The organism is Myxococcales bacterium, from assembly GCA_016716835.1.
Taxonomy (GTDB): Bacteria; Myxococcota_A; Polyangia; order Haliangiales; family Haliangiaceae; genus JADJUW01.
Genome location: JADJUW010000001.1, coordinates 752,980 through 770,221 on the forward strand (window position 1 = coordinate 752,980; position 17,242 = coordinate 770,221).

General features: G+C 63.2%; 13 protein-coding genes. 2 read left to right on the forward strand and 11 right to left on the reverse strand.

Annotated features, from left to right (window positions below; genetic code table 11):
* Positions 1-6: 6 nt before the first annotated feature.
* The gene (lpdA, locus tag IPL79_03315; GenBank protein MBK9070024.1) at positions 7-1,425 is read right to left on the reverse strand and encodes a dihydrolipoyl dehydrogenase; all 1,419 of its coding nucleotides are present in this window, start codon (positions 1,423-1,425) and stop codon (positions 7-9) included.
* Between the two features lie 36 nt (positions 1,426-1,461).
* On the opposite strand from lpdA, the gene IPL79_03320 reads away from it, so the two are divergent.
* Both IPL79_03320 and IPL79_03325 read left to right on the forward strand, forming a co-directional pair.
* Positions 1,462-4,626, forward strand: a complete 3,165-nt coding sequence (locus tag IPL79_03320; GenBank protein MBK9070025.1) for a protein kinase — start codon at positions 1,462-1,464, stop codon at positions 4,624-4,626.
* Positions 4,619-5,395: a sigma-70 family RNA polymerase sigma factor gene (locus IPL79_03325; GenBank protein ID MBK9070026.1), complete on the forward strand. Its 777-nt coding sequence runs from the start codon at positions 4,619-4,621 to the stop codon at positions 5,393-5,395. The genes IPL79_03320 and IPL79_03325 overlap by 8 nt, the downstream gene beginning before the upstream one ends.
* Here the strand turns inward: IPL79_03325 and IPL79_03330 are convergent.
* The 10 genes from IPL79_03330 to IPL79_03375 form a co-directional block, all read right to left on the reverse strand.
* Positions 5,367-6,860, reverse strand: a complete 1,494-nt coding sequence (locus IPL79_03330) for a hypothetical protein (GenBank protein ID MBK9070027.1) — start codon at positions 6,858-6,860, stop codon at positions 5,367-5,369. The genes IPL79_03325 and IPL79_03330 overlap by 29 nt on opposite strands.
* Before the next feature lie 135 nt (positions 6,861-6,995).
* A complete protein-coding gene (locus IPL79_03335; GenBank protein MBK9070028.1) occupies positions 6,996-8,456 on the reverse strand; it encodes a 2-oxo acid dehydrogenase subunit E2 in 1,461 nt (486 codons plus the stop codon).
* A gap of 13 nt (positions 8,457-8,469) precedes the next feature.
* Complete coding sequence (locus IPL79_03340; GenBank protein ID MBK9070029.1) at positions 8,470-9,450, reverse strand: pyruvate dehydrogenase complex E1 component subunit beta; 981 nt, start codon at positions 9,448-9,450, stop codon at positions 8,470-8,472.
* A gap of 2 nt (positions 9,451-9,452) precedes the next feature.
* Positions 9,453-10,457 (reverse strand): pyruvate dehydrogenase (acetyl-transferring) E1 component subunit alpha, encoded by a 1,005-nt coding sequence (pdhA, locus tag IPL79_03345; protein ID MBK9070030.1) that lies wholly within the window; start codon positions 10,455-10,457, stop codon positions 9,453-9,455.
* A 508-nt stretch (positions 10,458-10,965) separates the two neighbouring features.
* Complete coding sequence (locus tag IPL79_03350) at positions 10,966-11,364, reverse strand: hypothetical protein (GenBank protein ID MBK9070031.1); 399 nt, start codon at positions 11,362-11,364, stop codon at positions 10,966-10,968.
* Between the two features lie 7 nt (positions 11,365-11,371).
* Positions 11,372-11,530, reverse strand: coding sequence for a hypothetical protein (locus IPL79_03355; protein MBK9070032.1), 159 nt, complete (start codon positions 11,528-11,530; stop codon positions 11,372-11,374).
* Positions 11,527-11,772, reverse strand: a complete 246-nt coding sequence (locus IPL79_03360; GenBank protein ID MBK9070033.1) for a hypothetical protein — start codon at positions 11,770-11,772, stop codon at positions 11,527-11,529. The genes IPL79_03355 and IPL79_03360 overlap by 4 nt, the downstream gene beginning before the upstream one ends.
* 540 nt (positions 11,773-12,312) lie before the next feature.
* Positions 12,313-13,128 (reverse strand): hypothetical protein, encoded by an 816-nt coding sequence (locus tag IPL79_03365; protein ID MBK9070034.1) that lies wholly within the window; start codon positions 13,126-13,128, stop codon positions 12,313-12,315.
* 520 nt (positions 13,129-13,648) lie between these two features.
* Positions 13,649-16,174 carry a hypothetical protein gene (locus IPL79_03370; protein MBK9070035.1) on the reverse strand — a complete coding sequence of 842 codons (2,526 nt, stop codon included), beginning with the start codon at positions 16,172-16,174 and terminating at the stop codon, positions 13,649-13,651.
* A gap of 146 nt (positions 16,175-16,320) precedes the next feature.
* Positions 16,321-17,238 (reverse strand): alpha/beta hydrolase, encoded by a 918-nt coding sequence (locus tag IPL79_03375; GenBank protein ID MBK9070036.1) that lies wholly within the window; start codon positions 17,236-17,238, stop codon positions 16,321-16,323.
* Positions 17,239-17,242: the final 4 nt, after the last annotated feature.

The following is a 17,242-nucleotide window of genomic DNA, read 5'->3' on the forward strand; positions in this document are numbered from 1 at the left end:
GCGTTTTCAGAGATGTATGGCATGGCCGAGCGCGGCCTCGGTGGCCTCTTTGAGCGCCTCGGCAAATGTTGGGTGCGCGTGCACCGTGTGCAGCAGGCTCTCGGCGTTGACCTCGGTGGTCTTGGCGAGCGTCATCTCGCCGATGAGGTCGGTGACCGCGGGGCCGATCAGATGTGCGCCGACGAGCTCGCCGGTTTCGGCGTGCCACAGCGTTTTGACAAATCCCGGGTATTCGCCGGCGGCCATGGTCTTGCCCAGCGGCTTAAACGGAAACTTGCCGATGCGTAAGGGAATGCCGGCGTCTTTGGCCGCGGCTTCGGTCATGCCGACGGAGGCGACCTCGGGATGACAATAGGTGCAGGCCGGGATGGCGTGATAGGGCACCGGTTTTGGTGCAAGGCCCGCGAGATATTCCGCGACAAACACGCCTTCGGCGCTCGCCGTATGCGCGAGCCCGCGGCCGATGACGTCGCCGATGGCATAGATGCCGTCGGCGGCGCGCAACGCGTCGTCGACGACGATGAAGCCGCGCGACGTAGAAATCCCGTGCGCCTCAAGCCCCAAATTTTCCGTGTTAGCAACCACGCCCACGGCGACGAGCAGCGCATCGGCAACGAGCGTGCTCGCCGCGCCGCCCTCGCGCGCCTCGAGCGCAAGGGTGACATCGGAGGCGCTCGCGGTGGCGCTGAGGAGCTTGGTGTTAAGCGCCAGCGCGATGCCGCGCTTGGCAAAGGCGCGGCCGAGCTCGGCGGATACCTCCGCGTCCTCGCGCGGCACCAGTCGCGGCTCAAACTCGACAATGGTTACCTCGGTACCAAGCGCGCGGTAAAATGACGCGAACTCGACGCCGATCGCGCCGGCGCCGAGCACGGCCAGCCGCTTAGGTTGCGCCGGCATCGTCATCGCGCGCCGGTAATCGATAATGCGAGCGTCATCAAAAGCTGCGCCGGGCATCGGGCGCGCGCGTGCGCCGGTAGCGACGAGCACGTGCTTAGCCGCGTAGGTGAGTGCGCTACCGTCGGCGCCCTGCACCGACACGCGATGCGGTTGCCAGACGCCGCTGCGCGCGAGCAGCGTGGCGGTGCCGGCAATGTGGGTGATGTTGTTCTTCTTGAATAAAAATGCAACGCCCTTGGAAATCTTGCTCGAGATGTCGCGGCTGCGCACAATGATCGCTGCGAAGTCAGCTTCGACGCCGCTCGCCTTGAGGCCAAACTCGGCGGCGCGGTGCATGAGCTCAAAGACCTCGGCTGAGCGCAGCAGCGCCTTGGTGGGGATGCAGCCCCAGTTAAGGCAAATACCGCCGAGGCCCTCGCGCTCGACGCAGGCGACGCGAAGGCCAAGCTGCGAGGCGCGGATCGCCGCGACGTACCCACCAGGGCCGGCGCCGATCACAATTAAATCAAACTGATTGTCGGTCGTCATAGGCAGTGGCGACCGTACCACTGTACGATCGCAAGGGTGCCCTGCCTCAGTGAGGAATTGCTTGCGCAGGTAAGCGACTCGGCGATGTCGCCGGAGGTCCGGGCGCATCTGGCGCAGTGCATGGCGTGTCGAGATACGCTCGCGCTGGCCACGGGCGTCGCGCTCGACATGCTCGACGACGCCAGCTTGCCGCCCGAAGCCGTGGGCCGCTACACCTTTCAAGAGGTGCTAGGGCGTGGAGGGCAGGCGCTGGTGCTCCGCGTCTTTGATCATCAGTTGCGGCGCGACGTCGCGCTCAAAGAACTGCACAGCGAATCGGCATCCGCCGGCAAGCGGTTCGTCCGCGAGGCACGCATGATTGCGCGTCTGTCGCACCCGGCCATCCTCCCGATCTATGACATCGGTCTACGTAGCAATGGCCGCGCCTATTACACCATGCCGCTTATTACCGGCCGCACGGTGCGACAGATCGCCCGCGCCGATGCGAGCACGCCAGCTTGGCCGGAGTTGCTACCGCACTTGCTGCGCGCCGCCGAGGCGGTTGCGTACGCGCATCAGCATGGCATCATCCACCGCGACCTAACGTCGGCCAATGTGCTGGTTGGCGATTTTGGCGAGACCTATGTCATTGATTGGGGCCTGGCGCGCGAAGCCGCGGGCGAGGATGCGACGGAGCTCGCCGGCGGGGAGCCGTCCATCCCGTCCGCCCCGAGCGCCCCTGACGCCACGATCGAAGGCACCGTCGTCGGCACGCCCGGCTATATGAGCCCCGAGCAACTCCGCGGCTCGCTGGTCGATGAACGCGTCGACGTGTGGGGCCTTGGCGCCATCCTGTACGAGTCAATTTGGGCGCGGCCACCGGGGCTCGACCCGACGCAAATCAACTTTGAGCACGCCACGGCGCCAGCGCCGCTGATTTCGATCGTGCGGCGTGCGTTGGCGGCTAATCACGAAACGCGCTATGTCAGCGTGAGCGCGCTGGCCGATGATATCCGGCGCCTGCTCGCGTACGAGCGCGTCAGCGAGCACCATTATTCGACGCTTGAGGGCGTGCGCTTGTGGGTCCGCCGCAATCGCCTTTATTTTCGCGCCGCGCTCGCGCTCAGCATCGTGCTCCTCATCGCCTTGATTTTCACCGCCCAAGCCCTGGTGAGCGCACGCAATTCGAATCACGCAGAACGTGCGGCGACGATGGAGGCGCGCAATCAGACCAGCGTCGCCAAGCGCCATCTGCTGGCTGGGTACGTCTCTAAGGCGCGTGCGCTCCTAAATACCAAGCGACACCTCGATGCGCAGGTATATGCCGCGGCGGCGTATGCGCAGCTCGACGACGCCTCGCCGGCCTCCGCGCAGGCTCGCGCCGCGCTGCGCGGCATCGTCGCGCTGGCCGCGCACCAACCCGTCATACGTGTCGTGGCGCGTAAGACGCTGGCGCTGCCGCAAGTGTTACCAGTCATCGCTATGGCCTGGTCGCCGTCGGGGGAGCAGCTCGCGGCGGCGCAGAGCGATGGTGTCATCGTGCTTGACGCCAATGGGGAGGAAGTCTATCGCCTCCGCACCGGCGTTGCCGCGACGAGCCTCGCTTGGGCAGGGCCGACCGGCGAGCTCATCGTCACCGACCGGCACGGCCTGCACCTGTATCGCGGCGACGTGCTGGTACGCGAGTTGGCGATGCAAGAGGACCGCGGCGTCGAGATTACGAGCGCCCTGTTTTCCGATCTGTCGGGTGTGATCGCGACGACCCCTGGCAAGCTAGTCTTCTTCGATGCCGCGTGGCAGGTAACCGGCCACGCCGAATCCATGCTGGGGGGCCCGATGGCGTTCGTTACCACGCCAGATCGGCGGGTCGTCTTGGGCGCCGTGCTCGGCGACGTCGAGGTGTGGGATTTTGAGCGTCGCCGCCTCGTGCGCCGCTACGAGGCAATGATGCCCTCGACCGCGGTTACTCGCTTACGCAATGGGGACGGCATCTTTGTCGACCAGTTCTTGCAGCGGGTGGATGAACCGGACGTCGATCGCAGGAGCGGCGGGGTGAATGCGGAAGCAAGCGATGTCGATCGTCCACGCGCGGTGGCGCAGCTTAGCGAGACCGCGCTCATCGAGGTGAACCCGACGGGGCAGGTGTCGTTCGGTACCCTCTCGGGTCAGCACGAGTCGACGTCGGACATCTTATTGCCATCCGCTGATTTTGTCGGGGTGGCCGCGAGGCCCGATGGTCGGGTCGCGCTCGCGAGTGGCAGCAGCGTCGTTATCATCGAAACCCGGCCGACGCCCTCGCGGCCGATTTTGTTGTACGCCCGCGATAGCGTCGACGCGCACGAGGTGCTGCGCTACCAGTGTGGCGCAAACCGGGCGGTGATGCAGGCGACGTCGGAGCGCGTGATGATCCATGTCGACGGCAAGGCGCGAGAGGTTGTGCCGCCGGTGGGCACCGGCCAGATCCTCGCGGCCAAGCTGTTCGATGGCAACGAGAACGTGCTGGTGACGACGCAGCAAGGCATGTTTGTCTGGCGTGCGCAGGGGCCTAGCCAAACGATCGCAGGGGATTATCGCTTCGCTATGGCCACGGGTCCGCTCATCGTCGCGGTCGCGCGAGTTGGCGCCTCGAATCACCTAGCCCATTGGCGCGATGGCAAGGCGCAGCCGGCTACGCCCTTTGAGGGGGATGCCTCGCTGCTGATCGCTAACGATGCTGGCACGCGCGTGTTGCTCGGCGTGGGCGGCGCGTTGCGCGTGTATGATGTGACGGGCGATGGGCCCGCGCGCTTGATGACACAGGTAGAGCAGGCTGCCGGATGGCAAGAAGCGCGGGCGTGGCAAGGGCATTGGCTGGTCGTTCGGCCCGGCCAGGTGCTGGTACTGGAAGCGGAAACGTTGCGAGAGCTGGCGCAGCTGCCCTTTGGCGCGCAATCGCTTAACTCGGTCGCCGTGCTGGGGGAGCTGCTTGCGATTGAGACGATGACGGAGTTCTATGTATGGAACCTTTCGACGTGGAAGCTATTTGCCGAGCTGCCCATCGATACCACCATAACCAACCTATGCTTGCTCGATGACCGCGGGGCGATTGGCGCAATCGATCTAAACGCGGATTTTGGCTTGGCCCAGATCGAGGCCGATCTGAGCGGACTTGGGCAAACCCTCGCCACCATGCGCGTGGTGATGGGCGAGCGGTTTACGGCGGAGCCTGTGAACGATGAGTAGCGCGACCTTGCCCCAGATTCAGGACGCCCTGGCGCTGCTTGGTGAGGTGGTCGAACTCGGGGGGCCGCTTGATGCCATCATCGCGCGGGTCGCGGCGCTCGAGCTGCCAACAACCACCCACCTGCAAGACGTGTGTCTCGCGGCGGCGTGCCTCGAGGGCGACTATCGCGCCGCCGAATACCTCATCGTGCGTTATGGCCAGCCGATGCGCGCCGTGGTGCGGCGAGCCTGCCTGTCGGCGTCTGATGCCGAGGACGTGCTGCAGGATGTCTTGGTCAAGGTGCTGGTCGGGCGCCCGCCCGCGCCGCCAGCGCTGCAAGGCTACCGCGGGCAGGGCCCACTGCAGGCCTGGCTGTCGGTGGTGGCAGCCCGTGTCGGGGTTGATCTAGTGCGGCAACCCAGGACCACCTCGCTCGCCGACACGTTGCTGTCATCCATTGCGATGCCAGCGCCCGCGCCACATGACTTGCCTGCGGGTCGCAAGCACGATTTCAAGCGAGCCGTCGGGTTGGCGCTCGATGAGCTAGACAACATCGACCGCCAGGTGCTGCGCCTGCATCTGTCAGGCCTCGTTGCCGAACAAATCGGGCGCGCCGTGGGGCTGCACCGCGTCAGCGTGGCGAGGCGTATTTCGTCGATTCGCGACAAGCTGCGCGAAAAGGTCCTCGCGCGCATGGGCGTCGCAGCCGACGAACTAGCCGACGATGTGTCGCAGCTATCGGTCAGCCTCGAGCGAATGCTTACTCAAGGTCTAGGACATCATCAATGATCTCTTGGGCCGCCTCTTTGGAGAGGCTGGTGTTTACGGTGAAAACCATGCCGTCGACTAACTTACCGGCGCCGCCTTCTGAGTTTGCCATGGCGTCGTAGTTGGCCTGCAGGGTTGCCTGCGGGACTGGCGACGAGGCATCCGTTGGACGTATGAGCGTGATGGAGACCGAGTTGAGCGTTTTTGGGCCCGTGATGTTCTTGCGCACCAATTGGATCATGAGCAGCTTCATCGGTCCGGCTGGGGTTTCCTTCTGGCTCGTCACCTCAAAGTCCTCGCTCATCGAGTAGGCGTCAATGATGTCCTGAGCCGTGGCGTCGGCGAGCGGTGTGCCGTTAATGGACGCGCTGCCACCACCTTCGACGGGCTTGGCGGTGGTGGTGCCGGCGGCAGGCAAAGTCGACGAGGTGATATTGAGGTCGACGGAGAGCCCGCCCTTGACGCTCTTGGCAAATTCGTCCTTGATGCGGATTTTGTATTTGCCGGGGGCGAAGGATTGTTCGTCGATTTCGCCGATCGCGCTGGAGACCAGTGGCTCATTGCTGCCGGCGGCGAAGATCTCTATTTCAGGGAAGCTCTCGATTTTTTTACCAGCCGGTGATTTGGCGACGATCGCGAAGTCGCTTTTTTGCGTGACCGTCCACTCGTATTCTTTCCAGTCTTTGTCGGTGAGCTTGACCGAGCAGGCCTTTTTGGTGACGTCGCTTAGATTGTCGCACGAGTCTTTGCCGCCAATTGGGCCGCCGAGCGCGAACAAGATGATGCCAACCACGAGGCCCGCGCCGCCCCCGGCCATGCCGAACTTGGCTTGCTTGGTCGTAGCGCCAAGCAGGGCTTCGCGGCCCTTGCCCGAGATGAAGAGATTGCCGAGCAGGCCATCGGCCTTGACGATTGCCTGGCCATTCCACTTGCCCATGACGAACATGGTGGGCGAGGGCTTAAGCACGTGCTCTTCCACTTCGATGCCCTTGGAGTACTTGCTGCCCGGCAGCTGGTCGATGCTGGTGCTGTAGGCGCCGAACGTGACGTGGCCCGCGGTCATTGCGCGTGAGTCCGAAAAGGTTTTTTCCAGCTTGCCGGAGATGCCTTCGCGGCCGTCGACGGTGACGGGGCCCGAGCCGTCGTTGAGCGAGAACGCCATGCCGAGCTTTTGCTCTTCGTGCTTGTCGCGGCCGGTCTTCTTCTTCTCGCCGTCTTCGGTTTGTTCGACCTCTTCCCATTTTTGATAGGCGACCAATTCATAATAGAGACAGGGGGTGCCCGAGCATGGCGCGATCAGCAGCTCGCGCGCCTCGGCGACGCCTTCGGTCGAGATGGCACCTTTAGGCCCAAGCGTCGCGCCGGGTACCGATGAGGTGCGCGCAAACGGCGCCGCTAAAATCTTCTTGGCGTGGAGATGCTTGAAGATGCCAAACCCCAAGCTTGCTAAGGCGATAACAATTAAAATAATACCAACTAAACTCATAACCCGTTGCTCCTGTGTGTTGCGGACTGCGGCGGGAAAACCCCATCGCTTGCTTGCTAGACGGGGCGAGGTCGTAGCTGTAGCGCCGAAAAACGCACGGGCCGGCCCGGTTGGCGGCGGACGGGGTCTAACCTGTTATAAAGATAGGGCTTCTGGTTTCTCAAGCAGCGCGATGAGCGCGGCGAGAAACTCGGCGCCGAGCGCGCCATCAATGACGCGGTGGTCGCACGACATAGTTAGCGTCATGCGCTTGCCGGGAACCACGGCGCCATCTTTGACGACGGGGGTATCGACGATCGTTCCGACCGCCAAGATGCCGGCCTCGGGTGGATTGATGATGGCCGTAAAGCGCTCGATGCCGAACATGCCGAGGTTGGAGATGGTGAAGGTGGAGCCCGTAATTTCGTGCCCCTTGAGGTGCTTAGTACGCGCGCGGTCGGCCAGGTCGGCGACCTCGCTGGCAATCGAGCCAATGCCTTTGAGATCGGTGTCGCGCACCACGGGCGTGACGAGGCCATCTTCGATGGCGACGGCGACGCCGATATGCACGCGCTGGAAGTAGCGGATGCCTTCGCCGATCCACGAGGCATTGCACCCAGGCACGCGACGCAGCGCCAGCGCGACCGCTTTGATAATTAGGTCGTTGACCGAGATCTTGCCTTTGCCGGCGAGCAGATCATTGAGCCGCGCGCGAAACGCGAGCAGCGGCGCGGCGTCGAATTGCCGCATGAGATAAAAATGCGGCGCGCCATTTTTGGCTTCGGTCAGGCGCGCGGCGATGCGCTTGCGCATATTTGACGCGGGCACGTCGACGAAGTCACCAGCCGCCGCGTCGTCCGTGGTGCGGCGAGTTGCAAGCGCATTGACGTTGACGCTTGCTGGTGCGTGTGGCGCCGCGATGGGGCCACTAAAGGAAACGTCGATCGGTGTCGAAAAATTCTTCGCGATGGCGCCGGTGACGATCGCGCTATCGTTGGCATCAAGCGGCGCGGCGACCACGCCGGCGTCGTTGTCGCCGGCCGCGGCCCGTACGTCGCGTTCGACGATGCGACCACCTGGACCGCTGCCGCGCACGGTGCGCAGGTCGATGCCGAGCTCAGCGGCTAGGGTCTTCGCAAGCGGTGAGGCGAGCAGCTTAGCGCCAGCTTGCGCGGGTGGGGCTGGCGTCGCCGCGACCGCCGCTGCACGGGGTGGTGATGCTATGGCGGCGGCGGCGGCGGGCGTGCCGGGCGCGGCGGTAGCTTTTGCAGCAGGGACGGCAGTCGCTGCCGGGGCAGCAGCAGCCGGTGGGGTCGCGGTAGCCGGGGCTGCACTCATTTGGCCTTGCGCCTGCGCGAGCAGCGCGGCGATATCGTCGCCGGGCTTGCCGATAATCGCCACCGGCGCGCCGAGCTTGACGGTCTGTCCCTCTTTGACGAGGAGCTTAAGCAGCGTGCCCTCATCTTCAATATTGAAGTCCATGTTGGCTTTGTCGGTTTCGACCTCGGCGACCAAATCGCCGGGCGAGACCTTGTCGCCTTCTTTCTTGACCCAGCGCAGCAGCACGCCTTCTTCCATCGTGGGCGAGAGCTTGGGTAATCCGAGAATTTGCGCCATGGTGCCTCTTTGCCTATTGCAGATACATCGCGCGCTTCACCGCGGCGACGACATCGTGAATTTGGGGTTGAACTTCGTCTTCTAAGTTTTTGGCGTACGGCATCGGCACATCGTCCGAGGTCACGCGTTCGACGGGCGCATCGAGGCGGTCGAGGCAGTGGCGCTGGATCTGGTAGGCCACCTCGGCGCCAAAGCCGGCAACGGGCCAGCCTTGCTCGACTATGACGGCGCGGCTGGTTTTATTGACCGAGTCGACGATGAGCTCGGTGTCGAGCGGGCGCAGCGTGCGCGGGTCGACGACCTCGCATTCGATGCCCTCGGCGGCGAGCGTCTTGGCCGCGTCGAGGCACGTGTTGACCATCTTGGACCACGCAATCAGCGTGACGTCGCGGCCTTGCCGCTTGATGTCGCCTTTGCCGATCGGCAAGACGTATTCATCGGTCGGCACCTCGCCCGTGGTGTTGTAAAGCGTTTCGCCTTCGATGAAGACCACGGGGTTGTCATCGCGGATGGCGGCCTTGAGCAGGCCCTTGGCGTCATACGCATTGGACGGCATAATCACCTTGAGCCCCGGCACATGCGCGTAAAACGATTCGAGCGATTGGCTGTGTTGCGAGCCAACCTGCACCGCCGGGCCGCCAGGACCGCGAAACACGATGGGAATGTGATACTGCCCCGCGCTCATCTGATAGATCTTGGCCGCGTTGTTGATGATTTGATCGATGGCGACGAGTGAAAAATTAAACGTCATGAACTCGATAATGGGGCGCAGGCCGACCATGGCGGCGCCGACGCCGATGCCGGCAAAGCCCATCTCGGCAATCGGCGCGTCGATGACGCGGCGCTCGGAAAAGCGCTGGAGCAGCCCCTGCGTGACCTTGTAGGCGCCTTGGTAGTGGCCGACCTCTTCGCCCATAATAAAGATGTCCGGATCGCGGTCCATCTCCTCGCGCATGGCTTGGTTTAAGGCTTCTCGATAGCTAATCACCGGCATGCTTAGGCTTCCTTCGTGACATAGGATTTGTAGTCATCGGCGGGCGGCGAGTCTTCGGCAAATTGCACCGAGTCTTCGATCTCCGCCTTGACGTCGGCCTCGAGCGCTTCGAGCGTGGCGTCACTGGTGCCGATGGAAACCAAGAGGTCGCGGGCGCGGTTGAGCGGATCGCGGCGGCGCCATTCTTCCACTTCTTCCTTGGTGCGGTACAGGCCTGGGTCACTCATGGAGTGCCCGCGGAAGCGATAGGTGACCACCTCGACCAGGGTCGGCTCGCCGGTTTCGCGGGCGCGGGCGACGGCCTCGGCGATGCGACGCTTTACTTTTAGGACGTCGTCGCCATCAAAACGATCGCGCGCCATGCCGTGAGCAATCGCCCGCAGCGAGACGTCTTCGACCGCGAGGCTGCGGTAGATTGGCGTGCCCATCGAGTACTGATTGTTTTCGCAGATGAAGACGCACGGCACCTTCCACAGCGCCGCGAGCGCTAGGCCCTCGGCGAAGCCGCCGATGGTCGACGCGCCGTCGCCAAAAAAACAAAGCGTGACGCGGCCGTCATTGCGATATTTTGACGCAAACGCAGCGCCGGCGGCGATTGGCACGTGGCCGCCAACGATGCCGTAGCCGCCGAGAAAATTGGTCGGCTTGTCAAACAGGTGCATCGAGCCGCCGAGGCCTTTGACGAGCCCGGTTTTCTTGCCGTAGAGCTCGGCCATGATCGGCCTTGCCGCGACGCCCTTGGCGTACGCGTGCCCGTGTTCGCGATAGGTTGCGACGACGTAGTCTTCCGGTTTGAGCGTCGCGATGGCGCCAACGCACACCGCCTCTTGCCCAATAATAAGGTGGAGAAAGCCGCCGATCTTGCCGACTGAATACGCCTTGGCCGAGGCCTCCTCCATGCGGCGGATGGCGAGCATCTGGCGATAGAGGGGCAATAATTCGTCGGCGGTGACTGGGCCGAGGTCGTCGTCGGCCGATAGAGTAGAAGAAGCCTCGGGGAGGGACATTGCCGCTACCATAGCCAGCGTGGCGGGGTTCGACTAGTTCACTTTTGCCAATTATTTTGGGCGTTTCCCCGCGCGCTGGCGGTGTCGCAGCGCATGGGCGCGGGGCCGGCGCCCTGCGGGGTCGGGCGCATGCGCCCCTCCGTGCCCGCCGGCGGGTGCATCGTGTTGTAGCTCCGCCAGCGGGGATTCCCTCACATGCTTCTTTTATGGCGCCACGCCTGCTCGCGCTGCTCGCGACGGCTGGCACTCGACACAGGCAATTTCGTGCTTTCCGCTTGCGACACCAAAGAGTCTCGTGACGGCGCCAAAAAGAACATGTGAGTTAACCCCGCTGGCTGGAACGCCCACTGCGCCGGGGGCGCAATGGGCTTTGGTGGTGTGCCGGCGAGCACCGCGGCGGGTTTTGCGCGGCAAAACCGCGCCGCGCCCTGCGGTTGCCTAACGCGGGGGACCCGGTGGGCGCTGTGGTGGGCGGTGGAGCGCCCAGCGCTTTCGCTCCCCAGATGGTTCAGTCGGTCGTCGCTTCGTTGGCCGCACGCCATTCATCGCCAAGATCCAGCTCAGCTATCCACCGTTGCAGGTACCCATGGTCGAGCTGGCTACCCGCGACCGCGACAATCCCCGCAACGTCTCGTCGCTGGCGAGCTGAGCCGCCCGAGCTCTTCGACCATTCGAGCTTCGAAATGATCGTGTCTTCGGCGGTGGCAACCAAAACCGGCACGCCAAACATCGAGGCTGGCGTTCGGCGCTGAAATTCCTCGCGGCTAAACGGCCTGCTTTTGCATAAGATAAAGTCGACCTTCCAGCCAGTCGCATGGTCGATGACGTTAAACATCCCACGATCGCGGTACGCGCGCGTTGCCACCTCGCGATCGCAATAGTAGGCGCCCTTACAAAATACCTCCACCAACGCCTCAAAGCTGGCCGCCCCAGGGGGCGATGATGAGGTCAATATCCAGAGTCGACCGCGGCAAGCCGTGCTTGGTGCTGGCGAACGAACCGCCAACCATGTAGGGCACGCCCGATGCGGACAGCGCCTCGGTCACGCGAGTTAGCAGCTCGGCGACGTTCATTTGCTTGCGCGTTGGTGCGCTACCCGCGCCGCGAGCTCGTCGCCGTACAGCAGCCGAATGAGCTCGTGGATAACCTGCGGCTCGGTAAAATGCGGATGGCGCTCACGAATCCCTTGCACCGTCATCGCGCGCACCGCCTCGCTTAGCTGAGCCCCTTGCGCCAAGCGCCCATCCCCACCCAGCGCCCTTAGCGCTTCCACCTGCGCCTGATGCGAGGCCTGGTCGGTGTCACGAGGGCGCACGCCTTATGATACATCAATCGTTGTTTCGGCGGGAGGCAAATATATACAACGATCGCCACACGTTTGGCGGCCACAAGCCAGGCGGCGCCCACGCCTCGCTACACTGAGCGCCTGACCCGAGGGTGGCGCGTGGCAAGCGTTGCGTATGTTGGCTGGGTTGTGGCGGCGTGTAAGGCGCCATCGCAAGAAGTTCATCGGCAGACCGAGGGGCGTCGATGCGACCTGCGCGCAACAACACTAGAGCCCACAGAATAGGCATTGGTCGTAGTCGCAAGGGCCTTCGCAAGCCGAGAAACCAAGGGCAAAGGCGGTGAGCAACAGGGCTTTGATGAGTTTTCTTTTCATGCCCACCTGCAGTGCAGGCTTCGTGCCAGGAAAACGAGCCCAGACGGTTTTTAATGATAAGTCAGATGTGTTTGTAATTGTTCGGTTTCGCCAGGGGGTCGGCAAGCGTCGCTGGTCACCGCGCACCCCAGCGCTGGCGGATGGCGCTGCCATGGCTGAGCATGGCCGGTCCGCTGCATCGAAATCAGGCCGCCGCTAGCGCACGCGCACAAACAGATTGGAGACGGTGTAGGTCGCGGGCATTTCTAGGGGGAGGCTTTCATCAAAGAGGTCGTGGGAGCCCCATGCGAAGACAAAATAGCTGTCGTCAATAGCGGTGCGGAAGGCCGCCTGTTCGGCGGCTGTATAAGACGCGTCAAATGCGATCGGCATTTGGTACATGCCGCGCCACTCGCCGCCGTTCCAGGCATCGGCAAGCAGGAGCTCGCCATCGCCCTCGTTGCGAATGCGGACGGCGGTGCCGGCTAGTGGGCGCGCGATCGGCATGAGGAAGTATTGCGAAACCTTGCCTACGCCTTCGAAATAGCGGTATTCGTCCCGCCCCTCGTCGTATCCCATGACGATTTTGGCGCGCACCATGATTGATACCGAAGCGTCGGGCTCGCCGAGCGCTTGCAGTTCGGCGAACTGCGCCGCCACTTGCTGGGCGATGTCGGTTGGTGGTTGCCATTCGATCATGCAACGGCCAGTTGCGGGATCAACGCGCCACTCGCGGCAGTGCTGACTCGGCCCACGCTCTTCGAAGGCGGACATGCCCCATTCATAGGGCAGGTAGTCACCAGCCGTATGCCTCCAGTCGGCGATGCCCGGCGCAATCACATAGCCGCCGGGCTGGTAGGTCAGCAAGATGTATTCCCCGCGCGCCTTGTCTTCGTCTTCCGCCTGGGAGGCGTCGCCTGAATCGGGGCTGATGCATGCAGCCGTTGCAAGTAGCAGCAGCGTCGCGGCCCGTACGCCGCTGTGGAGCTTGGGTGGGGTGGATAATAGACTAACCTTAGTTATTTTTGACATGCTGTAGTCATAAGCAACCCTCGTGCCAGTAACTTAGAGCGATTCGACGTCTGAAAACTTAAGGTGGAGAAGGCTGGTTACGCAAAGGAGTTAAGGTTTTGCGGGCGTCTTGCGTTGCCTGGCAAGCCCACTGGCCGGTGGCTCAGGGGCTGAAATGCCCCACTTCGACGCGCAATCACCCTAGGATGTCTCGCTGAGTTCATCAGCGAGGCGGAAAGGTAATTTCAATGGCGTCGGGACCTGCGAGCTTACCATCGGGACCAAACTCGATCTTAATCTGGACGTCGCTCGGCCTGGTCCAATCATTGGTGCGCGACATGGCCAACATCAGGCTAGGCCAGGCCCCGTCTCGACCAGCCAAGCGGGCCGCGGCGGCAACCCGCTGGCGAATCGCGGTTTTCTTTGCGCTCGGTGCGGCGACAGCCAGTGAAGCTATACCGGCCCACGCCACGCATACCGCGACGGCAAGCCAAGCCCGTCGGTTGCTGCGAGGCGTTAGCACCCGCACCTCCCAGGCATCTTAGTTTCCTCGCTCGATTCGCACGGCCGATGCATCGGCGACGCGGCCGTTGCTGTCGAGCTTGATCGTCATGGTAACGGGCGGCCCAGGTTTCCCTTCGTCAGTTAGTGCGAGTCGAGCGAGCATCATCCCCGTCGGGGACTTAGAAGGGTCTGCGCTATGCATCAGGTCCTGAAGTAGTTCTGATGGAAGATCGGTGTGGATTTTAAAATCAAGTCCGTATTGGGGATCGACGACGGCCGCGTACGTTACGGTAAACGCGCGATTCCCGCCGCCTTCGAACACTAGGTGTTTCCACGATGAGGCAATGTCGTGCGCTACCTTGTCGGCCATGCCTTCGGCCGGGCCTCCCGCACGTGCGACCCCGCCCGACGCATGGCGAGAAGCAGGTTTTAACGGCACGCGGCGCGCGACCTTCATGATGCGCATGGAGTCGTCCACCAGGGGCCGGCCGGCTTGGTCGACGTCAATTTCAATTCGCAGCGTCCCAGGCACGGTCTGGATCCCGCTGCCGTCCCAGTCTCTAGCCACGTAGAGCCCTTCTATGCCTTCGTATACGCTGTTGCCTTGCACCCAGGTCAACGCCCCAGGCGGCAGGTCGCTGGCAATCGTGTATTCATAGCGGCCGCTGCTAATCATGCTCCGCTCAATTTCGATGACCACGGGGCCGGCGCCTCCCGCCACACGCGTGTTGCCCAAATCGCGTGCCAGTCGCCGGCGCACGTCAGTCGTTGCGTCCGCCTTGGAAAGCATGGCGACGCCTCGGTAGCCAGTTGTGCCATGCGGAACCATGCGCTTTTGGCGCTTGAGCTCGCGAAGTGGGAAGGTGATTTCAATGGCGTCGCGGCCTGCGAGCTTACCGTCGGCACCGAACTTGATCGCGATGTCGACGTCGCGTGGCACGGCACTATCGTCCCCATTAGCCATCGCCGCGATGAGACCAAGTATGTGCTCGGATTCGATGGTCGGTTGCAGGCTTGCGGGTAACGTGGTGAACCCCTCGGCCGCCGCCGCGCCGCCAATCCGCAACGTCCGCACATGTATGTGCGCCGTTATGGGCCCTCCGCCAGCGATAACTACGTTGCTAAGCGCCGATGCTAAGTCCCCTTGTATGACGCCCTTCGCCTGCTCGTATGATGGCCTTGCCGAGGTTTTGGGCGGATACGAAAACTTAGTTGGTCTGCTGCGAAACTCTTTAGGCGATACCGCGATGCCTTTTCGGATAATGGCGACAGCGTCGCGCCCCGATACCCGGCCGTCTTTGTCAAGTGTGGCTTCGATCTCGATGGCTTGGGCGCGGCCATAAACAGGTCCCGCCATAAAAGCGCCAAACGACTTTAGGAGCCGGGGATCCTGCAAGCGGGCGAGCCATTTCGCATCGACATTGCTCGTCACGACAACGCCCTCTCTTGTGGGCGTCATCGCAAGCCGAATCGTGGCGCCCGGCGCGGCGTCCCACGCAATAGGCCCAAGCAACGCGACGATGGCCTCCTGCGCGACCGCGGTGTCGGCGGGGCCAATTGGTTGGCTGTATATCGCAAATGAGACGGGTGCGCCGACTTGGGTCATGCGCCTAAACACCTTCGGCTTTGCTAGCCGCCACGTGGCGGCAATAATGTCGTTGAGTTCAGGGTCGCGGATCATGCGTTGCGCCAGCGCGATGCGAAAGTCGGCGTGCTTGGGGTTGCGCTTGGCGGGCAATTCCTCCAGGGTGTTGCGGCCAATCAGATGCTCGCCGATGTACGGGGCGATGTCGTCTTTGCCGGCCTTCAGGAATGCGGTGCTCCTAATGCGGTGCGTGATGCCATCCGCGGTGCCGCCCAGCCCAAGCAAGGCAATGTTCACCGGCTTGCCATATTTTTTAAGGCTATAGGCGGCAAGGCGGTCGCGCATGGCGCGCAGCGAGCCGCCGCCGGAGACCGTGTCCATCAGGACGATTGTTTTTCCGCTGGTGAACGCTTCGGGCGGAATGAGCGCTTCGAGGTGGCGTTCGAATTCGGCGATGTGCTGCGGCGAGACGCCGTGTCGAAGCCCACTAGATGGAAACGATACCGCGTTATCGGGTGCCACCAGGCTGAGGAAGGTAACCAGCGCGGTCGGCGAGCGGCCGACGCCGATATAATAGTGCGTCTTAGGCGGCAGCTGGGTCATGACGGCTTCGGCATCGCCGCGCAATTGGGTGTAGACGTCCTTTGCCAAGTAGCCTTGGCCATTGACGACATAGGGGCCGTCTGGCAAGGGCTCGGCGTCTGGGCGGTAGAGGCGCGGGGCGCGCTTGGCGGGCGAGGTTGCAGCCTTGAGGCGCTTGGGACCTTTTAAGGCAGACGCAGGATGCGCGGCGTGCACTGCGGCGGCCGCGGTGGCAACTCGCTGGCGGATCGCGGCTGGCTTTTTGGCGCTCGGTGCGGCGAAGGCGTGCGCCCCGTCGCGGTGGGCGCCCGGCGAAAACATGGCCACCCACGCTATGACGACGGCTGCGGCAAGGCAGGCCATCCGGTGGGTACGAGGCACTAAGACGCGAGACATCTACACCTGTTAGTGCAAGCGATATGCCAGGGCAGGGGAGCGCTGCGCCGGCCCGGTTGCCTCGCAGGTCGCGCTCGCAAGCGGGGTACATGAGCCCCGACTGGGGTCGGGCTGCCCATGTGCGTCGGAGCGCCTCCCGCTTTGGCCTATGGCGCCAGCGACGGAGCGTTAGCAACCATGAAGCCTGCGATCGCTTTCGCGAGGGCTGTATTCATGGCTTCGGTATCCGGCGAGCGCGAAGCGGCATCCTTGTCGCCATCGCCCTCTACCCGAAAGCGCATCGAGTGATCGCCTTGCGAAGCGACGAGATGCGTGAGGTTGGCGTGTGGGGTCTTTACGGCAACAATTTTTTGACTGCCAAGTTTCCTGGTGGCGCGGCGCGTAAGGAAGCGAGCGCCGCCGTCGTTCTCACCAATCGCGATGAGCGAGGGAATTGCCGGCGCGGTGGTTGTCCCAACGCCCGCACCGTTTAAGGTGATAAGCCCGGCGAATTTCTCGGGGTACTTATCCGCGAGCTCGTAGGCCTTTCGGCCGCCAGCGCTATGGCCGCCAATGAAGACCTTGCCCTTGCCAACGAGCGCCGCCGCCGCCTCGGGATAGTCGGTATTGAAATCTCCTTCTGCGCCGTAACCATAGGGTACGGCATGGATCTCGAGTGACGCGCCCACGAACTGCAACGAATTGGTCATGCGGCGGATGAGCTCATTGTCCGGCGCTTGGCCCGCGCCATGGAACGACAAGAGCACGGTGCGCTGGCTTGGGACGCCCGTTTCGAAGATGGTCGTGAGGTGCGCACCCTCGTAAGAAGCATCACGCGTCAAAAGCGGCAGCTTGCTATTGGTCGCGGAGAGGCGCTTGGCGGGTTTGGCGGCGCGACTCATGCGCGTCTCCGTGGCGTCTTTGTGCTTGGGACCTGACGTCCGCGCGGCTTTGGGGAGCCTACTGAACCAAGGCCTGGGGGAAACCTTGTGCTCGCCCGGGCGCCGGGAGGCTTCGGCGGACGTCGAAAGCAGGAGCGCTCCCTGCGCCAGGCCGATGACGAAGATTATGTTGCGTGGTTTCATGACG